At 39.5% G+C, this 23,748-nt stretch carries 19 protein-coding genes; 4 read left to right on the plus strand and 15 right to left on the minus strand.

Translation table 11 applies throughout. The features are described 5' to 3' along the window. Positions 1–33: 33 nt before the first annotated feature. The 7 genes from mnhG to MF1_RS06475 all read right to left on the minus strand — a co-directional run bounded on the left by mnhG (position 34) and on the right by MF1_RS06475 (position 6,758). Positions 34–435, minus strand: coding sequence for a monovalent cation/H(+) antiporter subunit G (gene mnhG / locus MF1_RS06445; protein ID WP_011179943.1), 402 nt, complete (start codon positions 433–435; stop codon positions 34–36). Further along, entirely contained in the window at positions 432–713 is a 282-nt protein-coding gene (locus MF1_RS06450) for a K+/H+ antiporter subunit F (protein ID WP_042995529.1), read from the minus strand. Before MF1_RS06450 ends, mnhG begins: the two co-directional genes overlap by 4 nt. Then, on the minus strand, positions 710–1,195 hold the full coding sequence (locus MF1_RS06455; RefSeq protein WP_161510723.1) for a Na+/H+ antiporter subunit E: 486 nt from the start codon (positions 1,193–1,195) through the stop codon (positions 710–712). Before MF1_RS06455 ends, MF1_RS06450 begins: the two co-directional genes overlap by 4 nt. Then, complete coding sequence (locus tag MF1_RS06460; RefSeq protein WP_014924612.1) at positions 1,192–2,814, minus strand: monovalent cation/H+ antiporter subunit D; 1,623 nt, start codon at positions 2,812–2,814, stop codon at positions 1,192–1,194. The genes MF1_RS06455 and MF1_RS06460 overlap by 4 nt, the downstream gene beginning before the upstream one ends. After that, entirely contained in the window at positions 2,814–3,155 is a 342-nt protein-coding gene (locus MF1_RS06465) for a Na+/H+ antiporter subunit C (RefSeq protein WP_014924613.1), read from the minus strand. Before MF1_RS06465 ends, MF1_RS06460 begins: the two co-directional genes overlap by 1 nt. Continuing rightward, positions 3,155–6,076, minus strand: a complete 2,922-nt coding sequence (locus MF1_RS06470) for a monovalent cation/H+ antiporter subunit A (protein ID WP_161510724.1) — start codon at positions 6,074–6,076, stop codon at positions 3,155–3,157. Before MF1_RS06470 ends, MF1_RS06465 begins: the two co-directional genes overlap by 1 nt. Before the next feature lie 196 nt (positions 6,077–6,272). Continuing rightward, the gene (locus MF1_RS06475) at positions 6,273–6,758 is read right to left on the minus strand and encodes a BA14K family protein (RefSeq protein ID WP_161510725.1); all 486 of its coding nucleotides are present in this window, start codon (positions 6,756–6,758) and stop codon (positions 6,273–6,275) included. Positions 6,759–6,929: 171 nt separating this feature from the next. On the opposite strand from MF1_RS06475, the gene nspC reads away from it, so the two are divergent. Beyond that, entirely contained in the window at positions 6,930–8,027 is a 1,098-nt protein-coding gene (nspC, locus tag MF1_RS06480; RefSeq protein ID WP_161510726.1) for a carboxynorspermidine decarboxylase, read from the plus strand. Between the two features lie 59 nt (positions 8,028–8,086). Continuing rightward, positions 8,087–9,325 carry a saccharopine dehydrogenase family protein gene (locus MF1_RS06485; RefSeq protein WP_014924617.1) on the plus strand — a complete coding sequence of 413 codons (1,239 nt, stop codon included), beginning with the start codon at positions 8,087–8,089 and terminating at the stop codon, positions 9,323–9,325. Positions 9,326–10,275: 950 nt separating this feature from the next. Here MF1_RS06485 and lpdA read toward each other — a convergent pair. The 8 genes from lpdA to MF1_RS06525 form a co-directional block, all read right to left on the minus strand. Beyond that, positions 10,276–11,682: a dihydrolipoyl dehydrogenase gene (gene lpdA / locus MF1_RS06490; RefSeq protein WP_161510727.1), complete on the minus strand. Its 1,407-nt coding sequence runs from the start codon at positions 11,680–11,682 to the stop codon at positions 10,276–10,278. A 32-nt stretch (positions 11,683–11,714) separates the two neighbouring features. Then, positions 11,715–12,947, minus strand: coding sequence for a 2-oxoglutarate dehydrogenase complex dihydrolipoyllysine-residue succinyltransferase (gene odhB, locus MF1_RS06495; RefSeq protein WP_161510728.1), 1,233 nt, complete (start codon positions 12,945–12,947; stop codon positions 11,715–11,717). 31 nt (positions 12,948–12,978) lie between these two features. Beyond that, positions 12,979–15,978, minus strand: coding sequence for a 2-oxoglutarate dehydrogenase E1 component (locus tag MF1_RS06500; RefSeq protein ID WP_161510729.1), 3,000 nt, complete (start codon positions 15,976–15,978; stop codon positions 12,979–12,981). A 159-nt stretch (positions 15,979–16,137) separates the two neighbouring features. Then, positions 16,138–17,040, minus strand: a complete 903-nt coding sequence (gene sucD / locus MF1_RS06505) for a succinate--CoA ligase subunit alpha (RefSeq protein WP_014924621.1) — start codon at positions 17,038–17,040, stop codon at positions 16,138–16,140. Between the two features lie 3 nt (positions 17,041–17,043). Beyond that, entirely contained in the window at positions 17,044–18,240 is a 1,197-nt protein-coding gene (gene sucC, locus MF1_RS06510) for an ADP-forming succinate--CoA ligase subunit beta (RefSeq protein WP_161510730.1), read from the minus strand. Between the two features lie 95 nt (positions 18,241–18,335). After that, positions 18,336–19,298, minus strand: coding sequence for a malate dehydrogenase (gene mdh, locus MF1_RS06515; protein WP_161510731.1), 963 nt, complete (start codon positions 19,296–19,298; stop codon positions 18,336–18,338). 284 nt (positions 19,299–19,582) lie between these two features. Continuing rightward, entirely contained in the window at positions 19,583–20,758 is a 1,176-nt protein-coding gene (zapE, locus tag MF1_RS06520; RefSeq protein ID WP_161510732.1) for a cell division protein ZapE, read from the minus strand. 98 nt (positions 20,759–20,856) lie between these two features. After that, entirely contained in the window at positions 20,857–21,393 is a 537-nt protein-coding gene (locus MF1_RS06525) for an AprI/Inh family metalloprotease inhibitor (protein ID WP_161510733.1), read from the minus strand. Positions 21,394–21,626: 233 nt separating this feature from the next. On the opposite strand from MF1_RS06525, the gene dapF reads away from it, so the two are divergent. Both dapF and mtaB read left to right on the plus strand, forming a co-directional pair. Next, the gene (gene dapF / locus MF1_RS06530) at positions 21,627–22,478 is read left to right on the plus strand and encodes a diaminopimelate epimerase (RefSeq protein ID WP_161510734.1); all 852 of its coding nucleotides are present in this window, start codon (positions 21,627–21,629) and stop codon (positions 22,476–22,478) included. Beyond that, positions 22,478–23,743: a tRNA (N(6)-L-threonylcarbamoyladenosine(37)-C(2))-methylthiotransferase MtaB gene (gene mtaB / locus MF1_RS06535; protein ID WP_161510735.1), complete on the plus strand. Its 1,266-nt coding sequence runs from the start codon at positions 22,478–22,480 to the stop codon at positions 23,741–23,743. The genes dapF and mtaB overlap by 1 nt, the downstream gene beginning before the upstream one ends. Positions 23,744–23,748: the final 5 nt, after the last annotated feature.

Genomic DNA, 23,748 nt, shown 5'->3' on the forward strand with positions numbered 1-23,748 from the left:
TAGAGCTGTTGCATTTCAAAAACTGCGTTGGCTTTATTGGCTTTCATCACATAATGTTTTTTCTGATTCGGGAAGCTTTTCTTCTGTCTGATGTAATAAAAGAGCCAGCGGCTTTTCTGACTGATCGTCTGAGTGGTGTCGATAAGCCGCTGCCTGTGAGAGCAACATGGAAGCGACCGGTGCTGTTAGGAGCAAAAAAAGCATCAGCAATATTTCATGAAAAACAAAATGATGATCCACAAGCATTGAGTAAAGAAACGAAGAAATGAGAATGCTGCCAACGCCCCAGCTTGCAGCCACTGAAAGCATATGCAAACGCTCATAAAAACTGGAAAAACGCACTAAACCTATCGTTCCTATCAGTGTCAATCCAGATCCCAATATTAAGAAAAAAGTGATAACAATAGCGACTGCAAGCGATACATCATCCTTCATTCAATAACTTCTCCACGCATTAAGAACTTCGCCAAAGCGATACTTGAAACAGGACCTAAAAGCCCAATAATGAGAGCCGCTACAAAATAAATAGTTGTTCCTGAGCGAATATCGAATGTAAGAAACAAAAGAATAGCGGTTATATAAAGAGCATCCAAACCAACGATCCGATCCTGCGCCCGTGGACCACGAATCAACCGAAACAGTGCAAGGATCATCGCCACACTTAAAAAAAACTGCGAAAAGAAAAGCCCCCAATAAAGGATCATCATGCTCATGAGAAAATCTCCAAAAGCAGTTGCTCATACCGTTGTTTGATCAACTGTTGGTAATTATATCTATTTTTTAAATTCAAGACATGAAGCAAAAGTTCACCATTTTTTCTATTATAGGCAATCCAAACAGCTCCAGGAGTTGCTGAAAGTATACAAACTAAAACAGCCAAAGCAATGCGACTTTCAAGCAAAAGAGGGACCACAATAAAACCCGACTGCTGTTCTCGAGATCTTTTTGTTAAAACAAACCAAGCTACTGAAACATTTGAGGATATAGAATCTATAAATACTCGAAAAATGAGACGAAAAACCGCCCACCAACTTCTAATAGTGATCTTTTCCGGTTCAAGAAGCTGCCTCATCCAACCAACAAACAAAGCAATTATAATGCCTAAAAGCAATTGACCCAAATTAAAACCATTTAAAGTCAGCCACATAAAAACAATTGCCGCACCGAAAAAAGGGAAAGGACAAAAATATTTCATCGACTCATTTCCCTCTTTTCGAGAAAAAAATCATCTAAAACGCTCCCAATGTAATTCTGAGGTTCATACAAAGTCTTAGCAGTTTCATACATATAATGACTAACAGGACCGGCTACAATTGTTATAAGAAAACACAAAGAAAGGAGAACAGCAATAGGCGCAAATTCTATCACTTGTACACGGGGAACCCTCCCTTCGAGAGAAACCCAAAAAGTTCGAACACCTATTCGTGTCATAGCAATCAAAGTTGCAAAACCAGACATGATGACAAAAAAAACAAAAAGCCAATCATGGTAAACCGGTAGAGAAGCAGAAAAGTCCTCTTTACTATGATTTAAAACCGCCATGAACATCATAAATTTAGCAAAAAAACCAGAAAAAGGCGGCAACCCAATAATCAAAATGGCACAAATACCAAAACAAGCCCCGAGAATCGCCAAGGTTACTGGAAAATAGGTACCAACTTCATCTTCTTCCTCATCTTCATCATCGCCATACACTTCCATTGTAACAGTCAAAACATTGGCAGCTATATCTTGACAGCGTTCAACTAACTCCACCAGAAGAAAAAAAGCGCCGAGTGCTAAAGTTGAAGAAACAATATAAAAAAGTGCACCTGCTATAAGTGCTATATTGCCAATTCCGATTGTTGCTAACAATGTACCAGAAGATACAAGAACGCTATAAGCCGCTAAACGCACCAAGACCTGACTTGCCAATACTCCAATAAAACCAAAAGCCAGAGTGGCAAGTCCACCATAAAACAAAATCGCATGACCAAAATGGCTAAAATATCCACTTTCAGGACCAAACCATAGCAGTGTTAAACGTAAAATGATATAAATACCCACCTTGCTTAAAAGTGCAAAAGAAGCTCCAACGGGCGCTACTGCTGCACTGTAAGTCGGCATCAACCAAAAATTAAGCGGCCACATACCTGCTTTGAGCAAAAAGGCAATTCCCAAAAATGCAGCACCTATTTCGAATAAAACAATATCCTCAGCAGCTATATGCTTTATTTTGATAGCTAAATCGGCCATATTAAGAGTGCCCACAACTCCATAAATGAGTGCTGTACCAACTAAAAAAAGTAACGAAGCAACAAGATTAACCACAACATAATGCAACCCTGCACGCACACGTGACTGACCAAAACCATGCAAAGCAAGCCCATAAGAAGCTGTTAACATAACTTCAAAAAACACAAATAAATTGAACAAGTCACCTGTTAAAAAAGCACCATTTATCCCCACCATGAAAAATTGCATCAGTGACTGAAAATGAGGACCAGCTTTGTACCAATGAGCTCGCGCAAAAACCAACGCAGCAGTGATTAACAAGCTGGAAAGCAAAAGCATCATAGCGCTTAAACGATCAAGAACCAAAACAATTCCGAAGGAAGAGGGCCAATTTCCAAGCCGATAAACATCCAAAGCTGGTGCTATTTTAAGAGTACGAATAATCAATAAAACAGCAATAACAACCAACAATCCAGCAGAAAAAAGGCTTATTAATGATTTAAGTTTTGAACGGCGTTCATCATAGAAAAGAAGAAGTGCTCCAGTAATTAGTGGCAAAAGGATAGGCAAAATAAGGAGATGATGTACCCCAATTTTCATCACTGAACCTCACGTCCATCAACGTGATCTGAACCCGTTAAACCGCGTGAAACCAGAAGGATAACCAAAAACAAAGCTGTCGTTGCAAAACTAATCACAATTGCGGTTAAAACCAAGGCCTGTGGGAGAGGATCGACATAATTAGCTGGATTGATAACAGTAGTAGGATCAACAATTGGCGCAGCATTACTGCGCGGTCTACTCATTGAAAACATGAAAAGATTGACACCATAGGAGATTAAAGACAAACCAAGAATGACCTGAAAAGTTCGTGGACGTAAAACAAGCCAAATGCCTGATCCGATAAGAACACCGATGCCTAAAGAAAGAACAATTTCCATTAATTCTCCTTCTCTCTCGAAACAGGTTTTTTACCGATTCGGTAACTACGAATCGACTGATGTGCCAGCGCAATTAAAATGAGAACAGTTGCTCCCAACACAAGAGAAAGCACACCAAAATCAAACAAAAAAGCAGATGCCATTGGAACATTTCCAATTAACGGAAGATACGTATATTGAAAAAAGGACGTTAAAAAAGGATACCCAAAAAACCAAGCCCCTATTCCCGTTGCTACGGACAACAATAAGCCAAAGCCCATCCAGCGCAAAGGCAAAACCCTTAAATGGTTTTCTACCCAACGAATATCACGTGCAAGATATTGTAAAATAAAGCCTATCGCTAAAGTCACACCACCAACAAATCCGCCTCCTGGGAGATCATGCCCTCGCAAGAATAAATAAATAGAAAAAACAATAATAACTGAAAAGAGCCACTCCGTAATAACACCAGGAACAGCTAGATAATTCAATATTGTATCCCCCACATTCTGACCAGGCTGTGCCATATCAAAAGCTTTCTGAACACGTTGCTGAAAAGGCGCATCAATACTTTCAGGAGCAGGACGAAACCGTCGCAAAAGAGCAAAAACAGTGAGAGAAACAACACCCAAAACCACAATTTCCCCCATAGTATCAAAACCACGGAAATCAACCAACAAAACATTTACAACATTGCGACCACCAGCACTGCAGTAAGCATGAGTCAGAAAAAAATCAGAAACTGTCTGACCTTGAGGGCGTGTCATCACTGCAAAAGAAAGCCATGCTACACCAGCACCTCCCACAAGTGCTATGACGAAATCACGGACACGACGTAAGCGAACAAAAAAACGAACGGACATTGGAACAGGATGATGCAAACGTTTAGGCAACCACCGCAAACCAAGCAATAATAAGACAACTGTCACAACTTCAACCACCAGTTGTGTTATCGCTAAATCAGGTGCAGAAAGCCATAAAAAAGTCGCACAAGTCATCAAACCAGCTCCCCCTAACAACATGAGTGATGCAAAACGATGAAACTTTGCTTGCCAAGCAACTAAAAGCGCACATAATCCGCCAACCAACCAAAGAGCGAGAAAAGGAATATCAAGAGGAAAAAGTGGTAATGGCCCCGCTGAAATGAAACCATCCCACCAAAGTAAAAGACCAACAAATGCAAAACACACAAAAAAAATACAGTGCAACTGTATCTGCAAACAGCGTGTTGACAAAGCAGATTCCACTGCACGTGCCCATTTCCAAGAAATAATCACGAGAATGCGTTCAAAAATACGTGGCCCTTTCAAATGACGAAAAAAAGGGGCTCCATCATCACAGGATAAAAAATAACGATGTCCGACAGCATAGAGTAATCCGCCTCCTAATAAAGCAACAAAGCTCATCATTAATGGAGTATTAAACCCATGCCAAACAACCAAACTATAAGGGATTGTCATCGGTCCTAAAACAGATACGACTGCATTATCTAAAATGGGCCCTATTGTGAAATTAGGCAAAATACCAACCGCCAAACAAATAAACACCAAAAATTCCATTGGTAAACGCATAAAATGTGGTGGTTCATGTGGAGTTTTGGGTAAGTTGATAGGTTTTGGTCCTAAAAAAACACCATGAATAAAGCGTACAGAATAGGTGACACTAAATAGGCTAGCAAGCGTTGCCACATAAGGTGCAATCCAATCGAGCCATGATTCCATATGTTTTTCAACAGCTTCAGCAAAGAACATTTCTTTTGATAAAAAACCATTCAGCAAAGGAACTCCGGCCATAGCTGCACTCGCCACCAAAGCGAGAGTTGCTGTAATAGGCATAGAGCGATAAAGACCTGTCAGCTTACGCATATCACGTGTCCCCGTTTCGTGATCAATAATGCCAGCTGCCATAAATAAAGAAGCTTTAAAAGTAGCATGATTGGCCATATGAAAGATCGCCGCAACACATGCAAGTGGACTATCAAGACTTAAAAGCGTTGTAATCAATCCAAGATGACTAATGGTTGAGTAAGCAAGCAGACCTTTTAGATCTTGCTGAAACATAGAAAAATAAGCGCCAAGCAGCAGTGTAGAGAGTCCTGAAAAACCAACCAGCCAAAACCAGGATTCTGTCCCGGATAATACTGGCCATAAACGAACAAGCAAAAACAACCCTGCTTTTACCATTGTCGCCGAATGCAAATAAGATGATACAGGTGTTGGAGCAGCCATCGCATTAGGCAACCAAAAATGAAACGGAAACTGTGCGCTTTTTGTTAATCCTCCCAATAAAATACAAATAAGGACAGAACCATAAAGAGGATTTGACCGGATCATATCTCCAGACTGCAATACCTTATCCAAATCAAAACTGCCAACGATATACCCAATCAATAAAACCCCAATAAAAAGGGCAAAACCACCAAAACCTGTGATTGTTAAAGCCATACGTGCACCATCACGCGCGCTTGCATTATGGTACCAATAGCCAATCAACAAAAAAGAAAAAACACTGGTGAGTTCCCAGAAAACTACCAAAAAAACGAGATTACCCGACAAGACTATTCCTGTCATTGAACCCATAAAAGCTAAAAAAAAGGCAAAAAATCGCGGTACGGAATCCGCCGGATCCATGTAATAACGCGCATAGACGACAACAAGCAACCCAATTCCTGTAATGAGCAAGCAAAAAAGCCACGACAAACCATCCATACGAAGAATCAAATTACTCCCCCATTCTGGAAGCCAAGAAATATCTAAACGCACCACACGGTTTCCGTGAACTGCTGGATAAAGCATTATTGTAAAAAGAAGCCCGAACAGTGCAATAACCCCAGCAAACCACGCTTCATTATTTTTTGCTGTCGAACGAAAAAAGCTAATAACAGCACTTCCAGCGAAGGGAAGCAAAACCAGCAATATCAACATTGCTTCCCATGTTGTCATTCTTTAAGCTCCGTCTTGGCTTTAACATTTTGTTGATGACAAAATGAAAATTTACATTTTTATCACCCCATTTTGCCCTTACAATAATAAGATTTAATAAACCTTAAAAATATTTAAAATTTTTACAAAACAACCATTGGATGAAAAACTGCTCAACACACAAAATGTCTTAAAAAATTTTCATCTTTAACATTTTCTATCCCTTAAAAAAGTGAGAAAGACACTGCTTACGAGGTCCATGAAAAGGCTGATAGCTATTATCATTTTTATTGTAAGAACGATAACGCGCACGACAAGAATCAACATGTTGTTTGAGCATCCATGGCTCTTTTTTCTCTGAAGAAGAAATCAAAAGCATTTTTTTCGAAGCTAATATTGCTTTTAATGGCACATGCTTTGTATTTAGATGTGGAAATGCAACGAATGCCGTTTTAGGATACCACCAATCGTCACTATATTTACGATAACCGCGTCGATAATGACGATAGCCTTTGAAACCGTTAAGTTCCCTGCGCCCTGTAAAAATTAAAGGAGCCACATTTTCTTGAACTGGAGATGCGTGAGATGCCTTAACTTCAGTATCGCTTTTTTGCGCAGAATCAGTGATATTGGTTACTATTGTAAAAACACTTCCGATGAGTGCAATAATCAAAGCATAATACGAACTCTTCATTATAGGCATAACACAAATCTCACAAAAAACGAACCAAAATTAGATTCCAGACAATCTCTCTATCACTAAACGATACGCAGATTCTCTTTTATGCTTCTTTTTCACTTGAGACATTCTGCTACTCCATGTACTAAACGTTGATCTCAAGAATAAGATCCTTCAAAAATGAATGGATAAACAATGATTAGAACTCCCTATTATCTTATCGATAAATCTAAACTCATAAGGAATATGGAAATCATCACTCGCGTAAGAGAAATGTCAGGAGCAAAAATTTTGCTGGCTTTGAAATGCTTTGCTACGTGGAGTCTTTTCGATTTAATGTCCGAGTATATGGATGGAACAACATCATCATCGCTGTATGAACTGCGTTTAGGAAGAGAAAAATTTGGTAAAGAAACTCATGCTTATTCAGTTGCCTGGGCAGATGATGAAATTGATGAAGTTTGTAATTATGCCGATAAAATTATCTTTAATTCCATCCAACAGCTTCAACGTTTTTCTAAAACACCAAAAACTATTCAACGGGGTTTAAGGTTAAATCCAGGAATCAGTGCATCAAACTTTGATCTTGCAAACCCCTCTCGCCCTTTTAGCCGCTTAGGCGAAACTAACCAAAGCGCTATTAAAAAAATTTTGCCTCTCATCAATGGCTTAATGATCCACAATAACTGTGAAAATGCTGATTTTAATCTTTTCGACAAAATGCTTAGTCATATGGAAGAACAATTCGCAGAACTCTTTGCTGCGGTTGACTGGATAAGTCTTGGAGGTGGAATCCATTTTACGGCTGAAAATTATCCTCTAGAAACTTTTGCAGAACGCCTAAAACACTTTTCAAAAACCTATGGAGTCACCATTTTTCTAGAACCAGGAGAAGCTGCTATTACCAAAAGCACGACACTAGAAGTAAGTGTACTTGACACATTGGAGAATGAAAAAAAACTCGCTATCGTTGATAGCTCAACAGAAGCCCATATGCTTGATCTTTTAATTTATCGTGAAAACGCCAAACTAGAACCCAATCAAGGTCCCCATGAAATTATGGTTTGCGGAAAATCTTGTCTTGCTGGTGATATTTTTGGAACATTTCGGTTCCCTGAACCCCTTAAAATAGGTGATAGATTATCTTTTCAAGATGCTGCAGGCTATACAATGGTCAAAAAGAACTGGTTTAATGGCCTTCAAATGCCTGCCATTGTCGTTAAAGAATCTAGCGGAGCTCTAATAATTCAACGCCAATTTAGCTATAATGATTACCAAAAAAGCCTTTCATAACGCAAATCATATACAAAAAAACCATCATGCGGCAATATTAAGAAGGAGATAACCCCAAAATGAAGAAAAATGTTCTTATTATTGGTGCCGGAGGTGTTGCACAAGTTGTTACGCATAAATGCGCACAAAACAACGATGTTCTCGGTGAAATTCATATCGCTTCACGAACACTTAAAAAATGTGAAACAATTGTTAAATCCATTAAAGACAAAAAAGCGATGAAAGTAGAAGGCATTCTTAAAAGCCATCCACTCAATGCAATGAATGTTGCAGAAACTGTACAACTCATTCAAAAAACCAAATGCGAAATTGTTATCAATGTTGGCTCCTCTTTTCTTAATATGTCTGTTCTCTCAGCTTGTATCGAAACTAAATGTGCTTATATCGATACCGCAATTCATGAAGACGCTTTGAAAATTTGTGAAACACCTCCCTGGTATGGCAATTATGAATGGCCGCGACGTCAAGAATGTAGAAATGCTGGCATAACAGCCATTTTAGGTGCAGGCTTTGATCCTGGTGTTGTTAATGCTTATGCAGCGTTAGCGCGTGATGATTATTTCGACAAAATCACCGATATTGATATTATTGATATTAATGCCGGAAACCATGGGCGTTGGTTTGCTACAAATTTTGATCCGGAAATTAACTTTCGCGAATTTACAGGACAGGTATGGTCATGGCAAAATAAAAAATGGACTTCTAATCAAATGTTTGAAGTCAGCCGTGAATGGGATCTCCCCGTTGTTGGAAAACAAAAAACCTATATGACGGGGCATGATGAGATTCATTCATTATCTAAAAATCTTGATGTTCCAAATATTCGATTCTGGATGGGATTTAGTGAACGTTACATAACCGTTTTTACCGTTTTGAAAAATCTTGGACTCTTATCAGAACAACCAATTAAAACAGCAGAGGGTCAAGAAGTCGTCCCTTTAAAAGTCGTAAAAGCCGTCTTGCCGAATCCAGCTTCTTTAGCGCCAGACTATACAGGAAAAACCTGCATTGGAGATCTTATTAAAGGCGAAAAAGGTGGAAAACCAAGAGAAGTTTTTATTTATAATATAACTGATCACAAACAAGCCTTCAATGAAACCGGTGCACAAGGTATTTCCTATACAGCTGGTGTACCAGCAGCTGCTGCTGCTCTTCTTATTGCCACTGGCGATTGGGATGTTAAAACCATGGTAAACATAGAAGAATTACCACCGCATCCCTTCCTCAAATATCTCGATTATATGGGACTTTCTACCTGCATAAGAGAGCAACAAGAAGAGAGAAAATTACAGTTTTAAATTTATTTTTATATAAGAAGAAAGATACAGAAAACCGCTCCTAAAAAAGAGCGGTTTTTTAAAAATATACAATGTATCAATCCACCAAAAATAAAAGGCACCTTTTACGCTTCTTCAAAAAGCATCATAAAACTCCCTAAAAAAGTTTGTCCAGATTCTATGTTTTATTCTTCTAAGTCGGAAGACGATTAAAACAGAGACCAAGAACCTCATAAAAAAGAGGTTTTTTATCAAATCGTTAGAATAAACATCTGAATAGCATTTTTTGTGAAGATATTCATTCATGACGCAGTATTTTCTTAGTCGAGTGGAAGGAAAGAATAGAGATACAGTCCTGCTTTCCCATCTCTTCACGCCTCTGTAGCCTTCAACAGCAATAACTTATGTATTTTCAAAACACTCAACAAGCTGAGAGGCTTGGTAATATCACTCGAATTCCCTGGAGTGAGAAGGAAATATAAAAATTAACTCAAGGCACCCATTACAGCATGACGCTTCATTGTTAAATCTTGGCTTTTTTACCAACGTTTCCTTCTCATGTTGACCTTATCTATAAGCCTGCAACATAATTATACAGATAGGAATGAACCTGGATAAAGGAGACATTGATTCTCACGAATTGATAGTCCTTGACAAGCTCTTCCAAAATTGGATGCCACCCCCCCTTTTTTCTGATACAAGAATCATAGCGTTTATCAGTTAGTTCTAGGGACTTGTTTAAAGAATAAGGAGAAGAAGCTCTTGCCATTTAAAATAAAATGAACAGCTTGAAAAAACAACGGGTAAGGTTTTCAGTCCTCACGTGTATCCCAGAAACTTATTCTCCATAAATTTTAAATCCTTTGGCAACACCTGGATTAATGTAAGAGCTCTTCCTGGTAACATACCTGTTCTTAACAAACGGAACGTTACCAGTTTTATTCTCAAATCTTAACGAAGATGCCCATAACCTAAATATGAAGCGGTTTAGCAAATGTCGCCAAAGCTGCTTCTCGCACTGCTTCTGATAAAGTAGGGTGCGCATGGCAACAACGCCCTAGATCTTCTGATGAACCACCAAATTCCATCAAAACTGCAATTTCATGGATCATTTCACTAGCACCAAACCCAAGAATGTGTCCGCCCAAAACCCGATCTGTCTTTTTATCAGCAAGGATTTTAACAAACCCATCACTTTTTTGCATCGCGCGTGCACGACCATTGGCTGTGAAAAGAAACTTTCCAACATTATAATCAATTCCAGCAGCTTTCAGTTCTTCTTCTGTCTTGCCTACACTAGCAATTTCTGGCTGTGTATAAACAACACTAGGAATGACATCAAAATTAACATGTCCTTTTTGACCTGCCAAAATTTCTGCCACAGCAACGCCTTCTTCCTCTGCCTTATGCGCTAACATTGGTCCTTTAACGACATCACCGATCGCATAAATTCCTGGAATATTTGTCTGCCAATTTGCATCGATTGCAATAAAGCCACGTTCATCCAACTGAACACCAGCCTCTACTAAGCCAAGCCCCTCCGTATACGGGAAGCGCCCAGTAGCAATGAGCACAACATCAGCCTCTAAAGTTTCTGATGCACCACCTTTGATGGTTTCAAAGGTTACCTGAGCGGTTGAACCAGATTGCATAATATCTGTTACCTTTGTACCAGTCTTATATTCAATTCCCTGTTTTTCCATTAATTTCTGAAATTGCCGTGAAACTTCACCATCCATTGATCCTAAAACTTTATTAAGATATTCAATAATGGTAACCTTAGAACCTAAGCGGCTCCAAACTGAACCAAGCTCTGAACCAATGACACCAGCGCCAACCACAATCATACGCATTGGTACTTTTTCAAGCGCAAGGGCTCCTGTAGAAGACACAATAATCTTTTCATCAATTTTAACATTCACACCTGGAATGCCCGAACTCTCTGAACCAGTAGCAATAACAATATTTTTTGTCGCGATCGTTTGTTTGTTACCATCTCTTGCAACAACTTCAATCTGACCTGCGCTTAAAATTTTAGCTGTACCAAAAAAAGTGTCAATTTTATTCTTTTTCATCAAAAAAGAAATGCCACTTGTATTTGCTGTTACAACAGCTTTCTTATGCGCCATCATTTGCTCAAGATTAAGCTTAGGTTTTGAAATAGAAATACCAAGCTTTTCAAAACCATGTTGCGTTTCGGCAAACACTTCTGAAGTGTGCAATAACGCTTTAGAAGGAATACAGCCAACATTAAGACACGTACCGCCTAATGTCATGCGCTTTTCAATAATCGCTGTTTTAAAGCCCAATTGCGCTGCTTTGATTGCCGCTACATAACCACCTGGACCTGCCCCGATTACAACCACATCATAAGACATCCGTTTTCCCTTTCATCCTGAAAACTGTACTTTTACAAATCAAGAACAAGGCGTTCCGGATCTTCTAAACTTTCCTTAACACGCACAAGGAAAGTCACAGCCTCTTGTCCATCTACAATACGGTGATCGTAAGAAAGCGCCAGATACATCATGGGGCAAATTATAATTTGCCCCCCAACAACCATTGCTCGTTCTTTAATCGCATGCATTCCCAAGATACCAGACTGTGGTGCATTCAAAATCGGTGTCGACATTAACGACCCATAAACACCGCCATTGGTAATCGTAAAAGTTCCACCTTGCATATCAGAAACCGCTAATTTTCCATCACGAGCGAGACGACCTAGACGGCTAATCTCTTTTTCAATCTCGGCAAGTGACATCTGATCTGCATCACGAACCACTGGAACGACAAGTCCTTTATCTGTTCCAACAGCAATGCCAGCGTTGACATAGTTTTTGTAAACAATATCTGTTCCATCAATTTCCGCATTAACAGTAGGAAATTCTTTTAATGCATGGCAAACAGCTTTGGTAAAAAATCCCATAAAGCCAAGTTTAACACCATGTTTCTTTTCAAAAAGATCCTTATAACGCTTGCGCAAATCCATTACCGCAGACATATCAACTTCATTAAATGTAGTTAACATTGCCGCTGTATTTTGTGCATCTTTAAGGCGGCGAGCAATTGTTTGACGCAATTTTGTCATACGAACCCGCTCCTCACGCATTTCCTGAATAGGCGCAGCCGAAGAGCTGGATGCGGTAAGAGTGGCAACAGAGGTAGATGCTTTTGTTCCTTGTGCTAAGGCACCAAGAACATCTTCCTTGAGAATTTGTCCACGTTTTCCAGAACCTGAAATATCGCTTTTTGCAATATTATTTTCAGCCATCAATTTCGCTGCCGAAGGGGCAGGAGGCATTGTACCGCTTGGCGTTGCACTGCTCGAAGGAGACTGCTCCAATTCAGATGGTGCTTCTGGAATAAATGTAGCAGAAGGTGAAAATGATTGGGAAATACCAGCTGCTCCAGATTCAACAAATCCTAAAACAGCATTCACTTCAACTATATCACCTTCCTTTGCAATGATCTCAGTTAATTTTCCCATAACAGGTGAAGGAACCTCAACGGTTACCTTATCAGTTTCTAATTCAACCAAGGGTTCATCTACAGCTACAGCTTCGCCAAGCTTTTTAAACCACTTACCAATTGTCGCTTCGGTAACTGATTCACCCAAAGTAGGAACACGGATTCCAGTAGTCATAATATTTTTCCATACATCAGAGTAATTAAATTTAAGAACTTAACGCATCTTCAAGAAATGCGGAAAGTTGTTCAAGATGTTTCACCATCAACCCAGTGGCCGGTGATGCACTCGCAGGACGCCCAACATAACGAGCACGTGAATATTGGGCATTAATATGCGTCAAAACCCATTCCAAATAAGGTTCAATAAACGACCATGCCCCCATGTTTTTTGGCTCTTCTTGGCACCAAACAATCTCTGCCTGTAAGAAGCGAGACAATACATCCACCAAAGCTTTCGCAGGAAAAGGATAAAGTTGCTCAATACGCAACAAATAAACATCATTAATTCCCCTCTTTTCACGCTCTTCATAAAGGTCGTAATAAACCTTACCCGTACAAAGAACAATGCGGCGAATTTTGTTGTCTTTTTGCAATTTAACTACAGAGTTTTTAAGAAGTTCCGCACCATCAAGCAATAAACGATGAAAACGTGTCTCTGGTCCCATTTCATTGAGGAAAGAAACAGCCCGTTTATGACGTAAAAGCGACTTCGGTGTCATCAAAATTAAAGGTTTACGAAAATCACGTTTAATCTGTCGACGCAAAATATGAAAATAATTTGCAGGCGTTGTACAATTCGCAACCTGCATATTGTCTTCCGCACAAAGTTGAAGGAAACGTTCCAAACGTGCCGAAGAATGCTCCGGTCCTTGCCCTTCAAAACCATGAGGTAATAAACACACAAGACCAGACATACGGAGCCACTTACGCTCTGCAGAAGAAATAAATTGGTCAAAAATAACCTGTGCACCATTAGAGAAATCACCAAACTGCGCTTCCCAAAGTGTTAATCCGTGCGGTTCAGCAAGAGAATATCCATATTCAAAACCAAGGACAGCTTCTTCAGAAAGCATAGAATTGACAACTTCATAAATTCCCTGTCCCTTTTGCAAATTATTCAAAGGGATATAACGTGCCTCATTTTCTTGATCATAAAGAACTGAATGACGTTGCGAAAAGGTTCCACGTTCAACATCCTCACCGGAAAGACGAACTGATGCTCCCTCTAAGCAAAGCGAACCAAAAGCTAAAGCTTCAGCCGTTGCCCAATCAACGCCTTCACCGGTTTCAAAAACCTTAGCACGATTACTTAAAAAACGCTGAATAGTTTTATGAACATGAAAATTGGGAGGAATCTCGACAAGTTTCTGACCAATTTCCTTTAAAGTCTTCAATGCCACACCAGTCGTTCCAAAGTATTGCTCTTCAGTATTACTGGAAGCTTTAAGCCCCGTCCAACTCCCATCAAGCCAATCAGCTTTACTGGGTTTATAAGAGGTACTCGCTTCAAACTCAGCCTCAAGCTTATCACGCCACAGCTTTTTTTGCTGCTCAATCTCTTCTAAAGAAATCACGCCTTCTTTTACCAACTGGTCACCATAAAGCTGAAGAGTCGTTTTGTGATTACGGATCGCCTTATACATAAGCGGTTGTGTAAAAGAAGGTTCATCGCCTTCATTATGTCCATAACGGCGATAACAAAACATATCAATCACCACCGGTTTATGAAAAATTTGACGAAATTCCGTTGCTATTTTTGCAATAAAAACAACAGCTTCAGGATCATCACCATTCACATGAAAAATGGGCGCATCGATCATTTTTGCCACATCCGATGGATAAGGTGAAGAGCGCGAAAAACGGGGATCGGTTGTAAATCCAATTTGATTATTGACAATAACATGAATAGAGCCGGCAACCCGGTAACCTTTTAAACCTGAAAGACCAAAAGTTTCTTGAATCACACCTTGACCTGCAAAAGCAGCATCACCATGAATGAGCAGAGGTAAAACTTTTGCGCGCTCGCTCAATGAAATAACCTCAGTACGCGCGGTGCCAACAAGCTGATCTTGTTTAGCACGTGTTTTTCCAATAACAACCGGATTAACAATCTCAAGGTGAGATGGATTAGCTAACAACGATAAATGAAGTTTTTTTCCATCAAACTCAAGATCAGCTGAAGTTCCTAAGTGATATTTTACATCACCGGATCCCTCTACATCATCAGGCTTATAAGACCCTCCTTTGAATTCATGAAAAATAGCCTGATGTGGCTTAGCGAGAACTTGTGAAAGGACATTTAAACGACCACGATGAGCCATTCCTAAAACAACTTCCTGCACACCCAAAGTACTCCCATACTTAATAATTTGTTCAAGAGCAGGAATCAGTGCTTCACCACCATCAATGCCAAACCGCTTTGTTCCTTTATATTTTATATCTAAAAACTGTTCAAACCCTTCCGCCTCAATCAGCTTGTTAAGGATAGCTTTCTTTTCTTTCGGTGTGAAAGAAATTCGATTATCTGGTCCTTCAATACGTTCTTGAAGCCATGCTTTTTGAGCAGGATCAGAAATATGCATATACTCCACACCAATTGTTGAACAATAAGTGCGATTAAGAATTTCAAGCATCTGCGGAATAGTTGCATATTCCAACCCTAAAACATTATCAATAAAAATGGAACGCTCATAATCAGCAGAGGTAAAACCGTAAGCTTCTGGAGAGAGTTCTTTGTAATCTTCCAGCTTTTCTGCCAATTGAAGAGGATCGAGCCGTGCATGAAGATGCCCACGTGCTCGAAAAGCATGAATCATCATGAGGGCATGAACAGAATCACGTGTTGCTTGGATAATATCTTGTTTACTAGAAGTCTTTCCCTTTTGTGTAACACCAGTGGCTATTTTTTCCTTTAATTTACCGCTAAGATGTTTTTCAAGAGCAAACCAATCACCATCGAGAGCAGAAACCAACTCTCCACTTTCCTTTAACGGCCAGTGTTCACGTCGCCATGTCGCGCCTTGAGCATTTTTGAGAACATCTTCTTTGTTATCTTGCAGAGTTTCAAAAAAAGCACGCCACTGTGAATCTACACTAGAGGGATTTTTTTCATATTCGGCATAAAGTTGATCTATATAATTGGCATTTCCACCATAAAGAAATGACGTTTGTGCAAAAAGACTGTTTATTTCGTCTTGCCTTGCCATATACTTCTCCGGAACATTTATTCCGTCTCCTTATATATCCTCTCGACCTTTAAGTGCTTAAAAAGCAAATGCAGATCGGAAAATTCAAAAAAGTTCCACTTTTTATATCCAATGTTCCACCTGGATAAGGATATATCCTTATCCAGATAAAATTTTCTCTTATCCTCTCAAAAGCACCATCAAGGTTTTACCTATCTGTGATGGTGAAGGAGAGACGTGAATGCCTGCCGATTCCATTGCAGCGATTTTATCTTCGGCCCCACCTTTACCACCAGAAATAACGGCACCAGCATGACCCATTGTACGTCCCGGAGGAGCTGTACGACCAGCAATAAAACCGACTATAGGCTTTTTACGACCTTTTTTTGCTTCATCTTTAAGAAACTGTGCCGCTTCTTCTTCAGCAGAGCCACCAATTTCACCGATCATGACAATAGATTCGGTTTCATCATCAGCCAAAAACAGTTCTAACACATCAATAAATTCAGTACCCTTAACAGGATCGCCACCAATACCGATAGCGGTTGTCTGCCCCAAGCCCTCCTGACTGGTTTGAAACACGGCTTCATAAGTTAAGGTTCCTGACCGTGAAACAACCCCAACAGATCCTTTTCTAAAAATAGAACCAGGCATAATACCGATTTTACACGCATGTGGCGTGAGAATACCAGGACAGTTCGGACCAATTAAGCGCGATTTTGATTGCTCTAATTTAACCTTAACCTTAACCATATCCATAACCGGTATACCTTCTGTAATACAGACAATTAAACCGATTTCCGCTTCAATGGCTTCTATTATGGCATCTGCGGCCCCTGAAGGAGGAACATAAATAACGGAAGCATCAGCTCCTGTCCTTTCTTTCCCTTCCGCAACACTGGCAAAAATAGGAAGAGATTCGCCTCTTGATCCTTCCCATACTTCACCTCCTTTTTTGGGATGGACGCCTCCAACCATTTTTGTACCATAATAAGCCAGTGCCTGTTCTGTGTGAAAAGTCCCTGTTTTCCCTGTAAGTCCTTGAACCAGAACTTTTGTATTCTGATGAATAAGAATAGACATGGCTTAAGCTCCTCTCACTGCTGCAATGATTTTCTGAGCAGCATCGTCTAAATCACTAGCAGAAACAACATTCAAACCACTGTCACTTATAATCGCTTTACCCTGTTCAATGTTCGTACCTTCAAGGCGAACAACCAAAGGAACCTTTAAACCAACTTCTCTCACAGCAGCAACAACACCTTCAGCAATGACATCGCAACGCATAATACCACCAAAAATATTGACCAAAATGCCTTTAACATTTGGATCAGCAGTAATAATCTTAAAAGCAGCTGTTACTTTCTCTTTTGAAGCACCGCCACCAACATCAAGAAAATTCGCAGGCTCAGCTCCATAGAGCTTGATAATATCCATTGTTGCCATCGCGAGACCTGCACCATTTACCATGCAACCAATTGTACCCTCAAGAGCAACATAAGCAAGATCATGCTTTGATGCTTCAATCTCTTTTGGGTCTTCTTCTGAAAGATCACGCAATTCTAAAATGTCTGGATGACGGAACAAAGCATTATTGTCAAAAGAAACTTTCGCATCAAGAACACGCAAATGACCATCTTTCATCACAATAAGTGGATTAATTTCAAGGAGACTCATATCTTTTTCACAAAACGCCTTATAGAGAATTGGAAAAAGTTTTTCACCATCTTTCCTTCCGTTATCGTGCAATTCCAATGCATCACAAAGCCTTTTACAATCAGCAGAAGTAACTCCTTGAACAGGATCAACAGGCAGAGTTAATATTTTCTCTGGTGTCTCCTCAGCAACTGTTTCAATATCCATTCCCCCTTCCATCGAAACAACGAAAGCCACTCGACCAACCGCACGATCAACCAAAAGTGAAAGATAAAGCTCCCGTTCGATATCAGCACCATCCTCAATATAAAGACGATTGACCTGCTTACCCTCTGGACCAGTTTGTTTAGTTACCAAAGTTTTACCAAGCATTTCTTTTACATTTGCAACAACTTCTTCAACCGATTTTGCAAGCCGAACACCACCCTTTGAATCAAGATCAAGTTCTTTAAACTTTCCTTTACCACGACCACCAGCGTGAATCTGACTTTTAACTACATAAAGTGGCCCAGGCAATTTTTTTGCCCATTTTTCAGCTTGCTCTACAGAATAAACAGCGACACCATTTGCAATTGGTGCTCCATACTCATGAAGCAGACGTTTAGCCTGATACTCATGGATATTCATTCACTTGTCCTTTTCTTTTACGGATCACTTAATTGATCCTCAAATCGTCATAACATTTTAAATATTCTGTTTTCATGAACAGAATCTCGTTTAATCTATTTGAGACAAGGTGCAATAGCGATACAAGCTTCACAAAGTTTTTTTACCGCATTTACTGATTGCTCAAAAGCACTTCTTTCCTTTTTATCAAGATCGATTTCAATGACCCGCTCAACGCCGCCCGCACCAAGGACAACAGGAACACCAACATATGTGTCTTTGACACCATATTCACCTGAAAGATAGGCTGCAACAGGAACAACACGCTTAATATCCTTCAAATAAGCTTCAGCCATAGAAATAGCAGAGGCTGCAGGTGCATAAAAAGCAGAACCAGTTTTTAACAAACCGACAATTTCCGCACCACCATTACGGACACGTTGGATAATTTGATCAATCTTTTCTTGTGTCGTCCAGCCCATTTTCACAAGATCGGGCAAAGAAATACCACCAACTGTTGAATAACGCACCAAAGGCACCATTGAATCGCCGTGTCCTCCTAAAACAAACGCTGTCACGTCTTTAACAGAGACCTTAAATTCCTTAGATAAGAAATAACGAAAACGTGCCGAATCAAGAACACCAGCCATACCAACTACTTTTTGTTTGGGAAGACCTGAAAATTTTTGCAATGCCCATACCATTGCATCAAGAGGGTTCGTAATACAAATAACGAATGCTGAAGATGCGTATTTTTTAATCCCAACACCAACTTGTTCCATCACTTTCAAATTAATGCCCAGAAGATCATCACGGCTCATACCAGGTTTTCGTGCAACGCCTGCCGTTACAATCACAACATCAGCACCTTCAATTGCCTCATAAACATTAGCACCTGTTAAACTCACATCAAAACCATCAACTGGTGAAGATTCGGCAATATCAAGAGCCTTACCTTGTGGCATGCCTTCTTCAATATCAAATAAGACAACATCACCAAGTTCTTTAAGCCCTATCATATGTGCTAACGTACCCCCAATCATACCCGAACCAATGAGAGCTATTTTCTTTCGTGCCATTTTACTTTTTTCCTAACGTTAGATAATTCAGCATACAATCACCGACGCTGGTATACTGATCGTTGACTTTAGTCATGTTTTTAACACTTTCATCAAAAGGAGAAAGATAGAAATTCACCAAATTTTTCTCTTTATAGAAGCAAAAATCCTCCACAGAAAGACTATTAGAAAACAACCATGATATACCGATAAAGTGAATTTTAAAAAAATACAACAGAATTATTATACTTCTTTAAATTCAAAAAGTTATTGTTTTTACAGTTTACGTGAAGGTAAATCAAAAATTAACTTTTCCCTTTCAAAAGAAAACGTTCTGCCCAAATTTTCAAATAATCCTGGCTTTGCATCTCAAAAAGACGTGATCGTGTTCTTTGAAACTCAAATGTTTCTGTCGTCTGTGCACGTCCTTTATACAAATCATCAAATCCTGCTGCCGCTGACATAAACAATCTTATGTGGCGTTCATAGAGAATATCAATAAATAAAATAAATCGTTTTGCTTCATTGCGACACGTGTCATCCATTACCGGTACATTATCGACAAAAATTGTATGGTAACACGCCCCTAACGCTAAATACTCCGCTGCTGCCAAAGGCTTTGCAAACAAATCTTGATAATCAAAGCGTGCGCAACCCACACCAGAGCGCGAAATATGAAAAAGACGCCCTCTTATGGAGAATTCATCAGACGTTTCCTTGTGTCCTTGCAGCACCAGCATCCACGCTTGATCCATGCGTCGATTTGCTTCGCACCCCAGCGGTGTTATATACACCTGCTGTATATTTGATTTTTTGAGACGATAATCTGTGTTTGCATCAAGATTGACAACACGGACACGTGTTTTCAAAACTTCTATAAAAGGCAAAAAGAGTTCTCGATTTAAACCGTTATAATAAAGATTATCGGGAGCAACATTTGAAGTTGCAACAAAGAAAACCCCTTGATCAAATAAAGCAGAAACAAGGCGCCCTAATACCATGGCATCAGCAATATCTGTTACGCTAAATTCATCAAAACAAAGCACCTGCGCTTCTTGTGCAAAATCTTCAGCAACTGCTAAAATAGGACTCTTTTGTCCGGCTTTTACCGCTTTTAATGTTTGACGATAAATATTAATGCGCTCATGCACATCGGCCATAAAATCATTAAAATGGGTTCGCTTTTTGCGACCTTCCGGCAAACAAGAAAAGAACAAATCCATCAGCATGGTTTTGCCTCGTCCTACTTCACCATAAATATATAACCCCTGAAAGAGACCATCAAAACTGCCCTGTTTTACAACAGAAGTTTGTTTTTTTCTTTTAAAAAACTGCCAGAAGACCCAAGGCCGAAAAACGTTTTGTTCCGCAATATTTTGTAATAAATGATCAAAATGCTCTGTTAAAGCCAATTGAGCTGGATCCCTACTGATTTTTCCTTTGGATACCAGTTCCTCATAGCACGTTGAAACTAAAACCATCTAAAAAACCTTTTTTCAAACCATTTTCAATGAAATTCAAGATTTCTTAAAGATCTGTTCATATATCTCTTCTTTTTTCGTTAACGACTAAAGATGATCTAACGGCTTAAAACAACGGAGCGATTATCAAGTGTACGTCCCTCAAAACGATCGACATTAAAAGCATAAAGGGCAACAACAATACGCCCTGTATTATCATAGAAATACAATTTTTTTCCTTGAACAGCCCATGAATTCACTCGAGAAACGATTCCCGAACAATTTAAAGGACCAGCACGGTATCCTTGACCAAATTTTGTTTGTGGTGTTGCAATCCGGCAAAATTTACCATCCACAGAAAGATTCCAAACCCCAGCAATGCTTGCAGGAACTAAATCGAGAACACCACCTGGCAATTCAAGATTAGCCATTTGTTCATCACTACGAGAATCTCCTTTCTCATATACTGTAGTATTGGCTACCTGAGATGATGTAGACGGATCAGACATTTTTTCAGGTACTAATATTCGCTGAACAGGATAAAAAACTTCTAATGAATTGCCTCCATCATTATTCTTAAATCGCAATGTTGAACAACCAGTTAAGAGTGTTATAAGTGATACTACAATGAAAAATGAAATTTTTGAAAATGTCATATTTATACTCTTTTCCCTGAAAATACATTAAGCCCATTTGAAGGAATGGGTGAACATCTTTATATGGCATTTTATAAAGATAAATCAATAAATTAAAAAGAACAGAATGAAAATTGCTAATTTTGAATGATTATAATTTTTTACCATCCGTTTTCTATACATTAAACACTGGAAATTCATAAGATTTTCAGTCATATATTATTTATTATTATAACGATAAATAGAGAAATTTCATGAAAACGCCATTTAGAAAGATGGATGGTCTTGGAAACCAAATCATTGTTGCTGATATGCGTGAAAGCACACATGCTCTTACACCCCAAGCAATCCTTGCATTAGCAGCAGATCCCCAAACACATTTTGATCAAATCATGACTATCCACTCATCCACACAAAAAGAAGCTGACTTCCGCATTGAAATATGGAATGCTGATGGTTCAATGGCTAAAGCGTGTGGTAATGGTACCCGTTGTGTAATCGCCTGGCTCACTGACCACAATCTTGGTGAAAGCTTTCGACTGGAAACACCTGCTGGAATTATTGAAGGTAAACGCCAAACCGATAACCTCATCTCTGTTGACATGGGATGCCCAAATTTCAACGCAAAAGAGATGCCTGTTTCACGTGAAATAGCTGATACCAATTATGTAAAAATTACTGCTGGTCCTTTAAAGGATGCTTGCCTTGTATCCATTGGAAATCTCCACGCTATTTTTTTTGTTGAGGATAATATTCAACAAATTCCCTTAGAAAAATATGGACCAAAACTTGAACATGATCCCCTTTTTCCAGAACGATGCAATATTTCCATTGCTTCTGTAACATCACATAAAAGCCTAAATTTACGGACATGGGAGCGAGGAGCTGGATTAACACAAGCGTGCGGTAGTGCTGCCTGTGCTAGTGCCGTGGCGGCTTACCGGCGTGGACTTACACAGCGCCATATCGATGTAAATTTGCCAGGGGGGACACTTAACATCTTTTATAGAGAAGATAACCATATTGTTATGACAGGTCCAACCAAGTATGAATTTGGTGGTTTTTTAAACCCTTTAACAGGGACCTACAAGAAGGATCACTTTTGATGACGATAGAAATTGTAACATTTGGTTGTCGACTCAATAGCTACGAATCAGAAATCATACGCAAAGAAAGTGCTTCTTCCGGACTAGATCAGCTTAAAAATGATGCTATTATCTTTAACACTTGCGCTGTAACTGCTGAAGCCGTGCGAAAAGTGAAGCAAGCTATCCGCAAAGCGAAACGTGAAAATCCCCATGCCCGCATTATTGTCACAGGGTGTGCCGCACAAACAGAAGCAAAAAATTTTGCCCTGATGACAGAGGTAGATCTCGTTTTAGGGAATGAAGAAAAACTCTATGCCCATTCCTATTGTAAACTTCCTGATTTTGGCATCAACCATGATGAGAAATTACGTGTCAATGATATCATGGAAGTACAAAAAATCGCTCCACATATGGTGAGTGCAATAGAAGAGCGCACACGAGCCTTTGTACAGGTGCAAAATGGATGTGATCATCGTTGTACGTTTTGCATTATTCCTTATGGTCGTGGGCCATCACGCTCAGTTCCCATGGGTGCTGTTATTGAACAAATTAAACAATTGACGAATAATGGCATTCAAGAAGTGATCCTAACAGGTGTTGATCTCACAAGCTATGGCCATGATCTGCCTGGAAAAACAACTCTGGGAAAATTAATTTCAACTATTCTGCATCATGTTTCTGATTTGCCTCGACTACGCCTTTCATCCATTGATTCCATTGAAGCAGACCAAGAACTCATTAATCTTCTAGCCTATGAAAAAAGAATAATGCCTTACTTGCATCTATCTCTGCAAGCGGGTGATAATATGATACTAAAGCGGATGAAACGGCGACATCTGCGCGAACACGCAATCCAATTTTGCCAAGATTTGCGTGCCAAACGCCCTACAATGGTTTACGGTGCTGACTTAATTGCTGGCTTTCCCACGGAAACAGAAGAAATGTTTCAAAATAGTCTTGCTTTAGTCAATGAATGTAATTTAATACATCTTCATGTTTTTCCGTTTAGTCCAAGAGAAGGAACACCTGCCGCACGCATGCCACAAATCAATCGTAAGATAGTTAAAATGCGCGCGGAAAGATTGCGTAAAGCAGGGGAAGAAGCTTACCAGAAGCACCTCGTTCATTTACAAAACAGTCAACAAAAAATTCTCGTTGAAAAAAATGAAATAGGGCGAACAGAAGATTATACTCTTGCACAAATTAAAGGTGTCAAAGCTGGAACAATTGTTCAAGCTCTTATCATCGGCCACGACGGCAATAAATTAATTGCTGCCCCCTAAAAACT

The sequence above is a fragment of the Bartonella quintana genome, assembly GCF_009936175.1.
Classification (GTDB): Bacteria; Pseudomonadota; Alphaproteobacteria; order Rhizobiales; family Rhizobiaceae; genus Bartonella; species Bartonella quintana.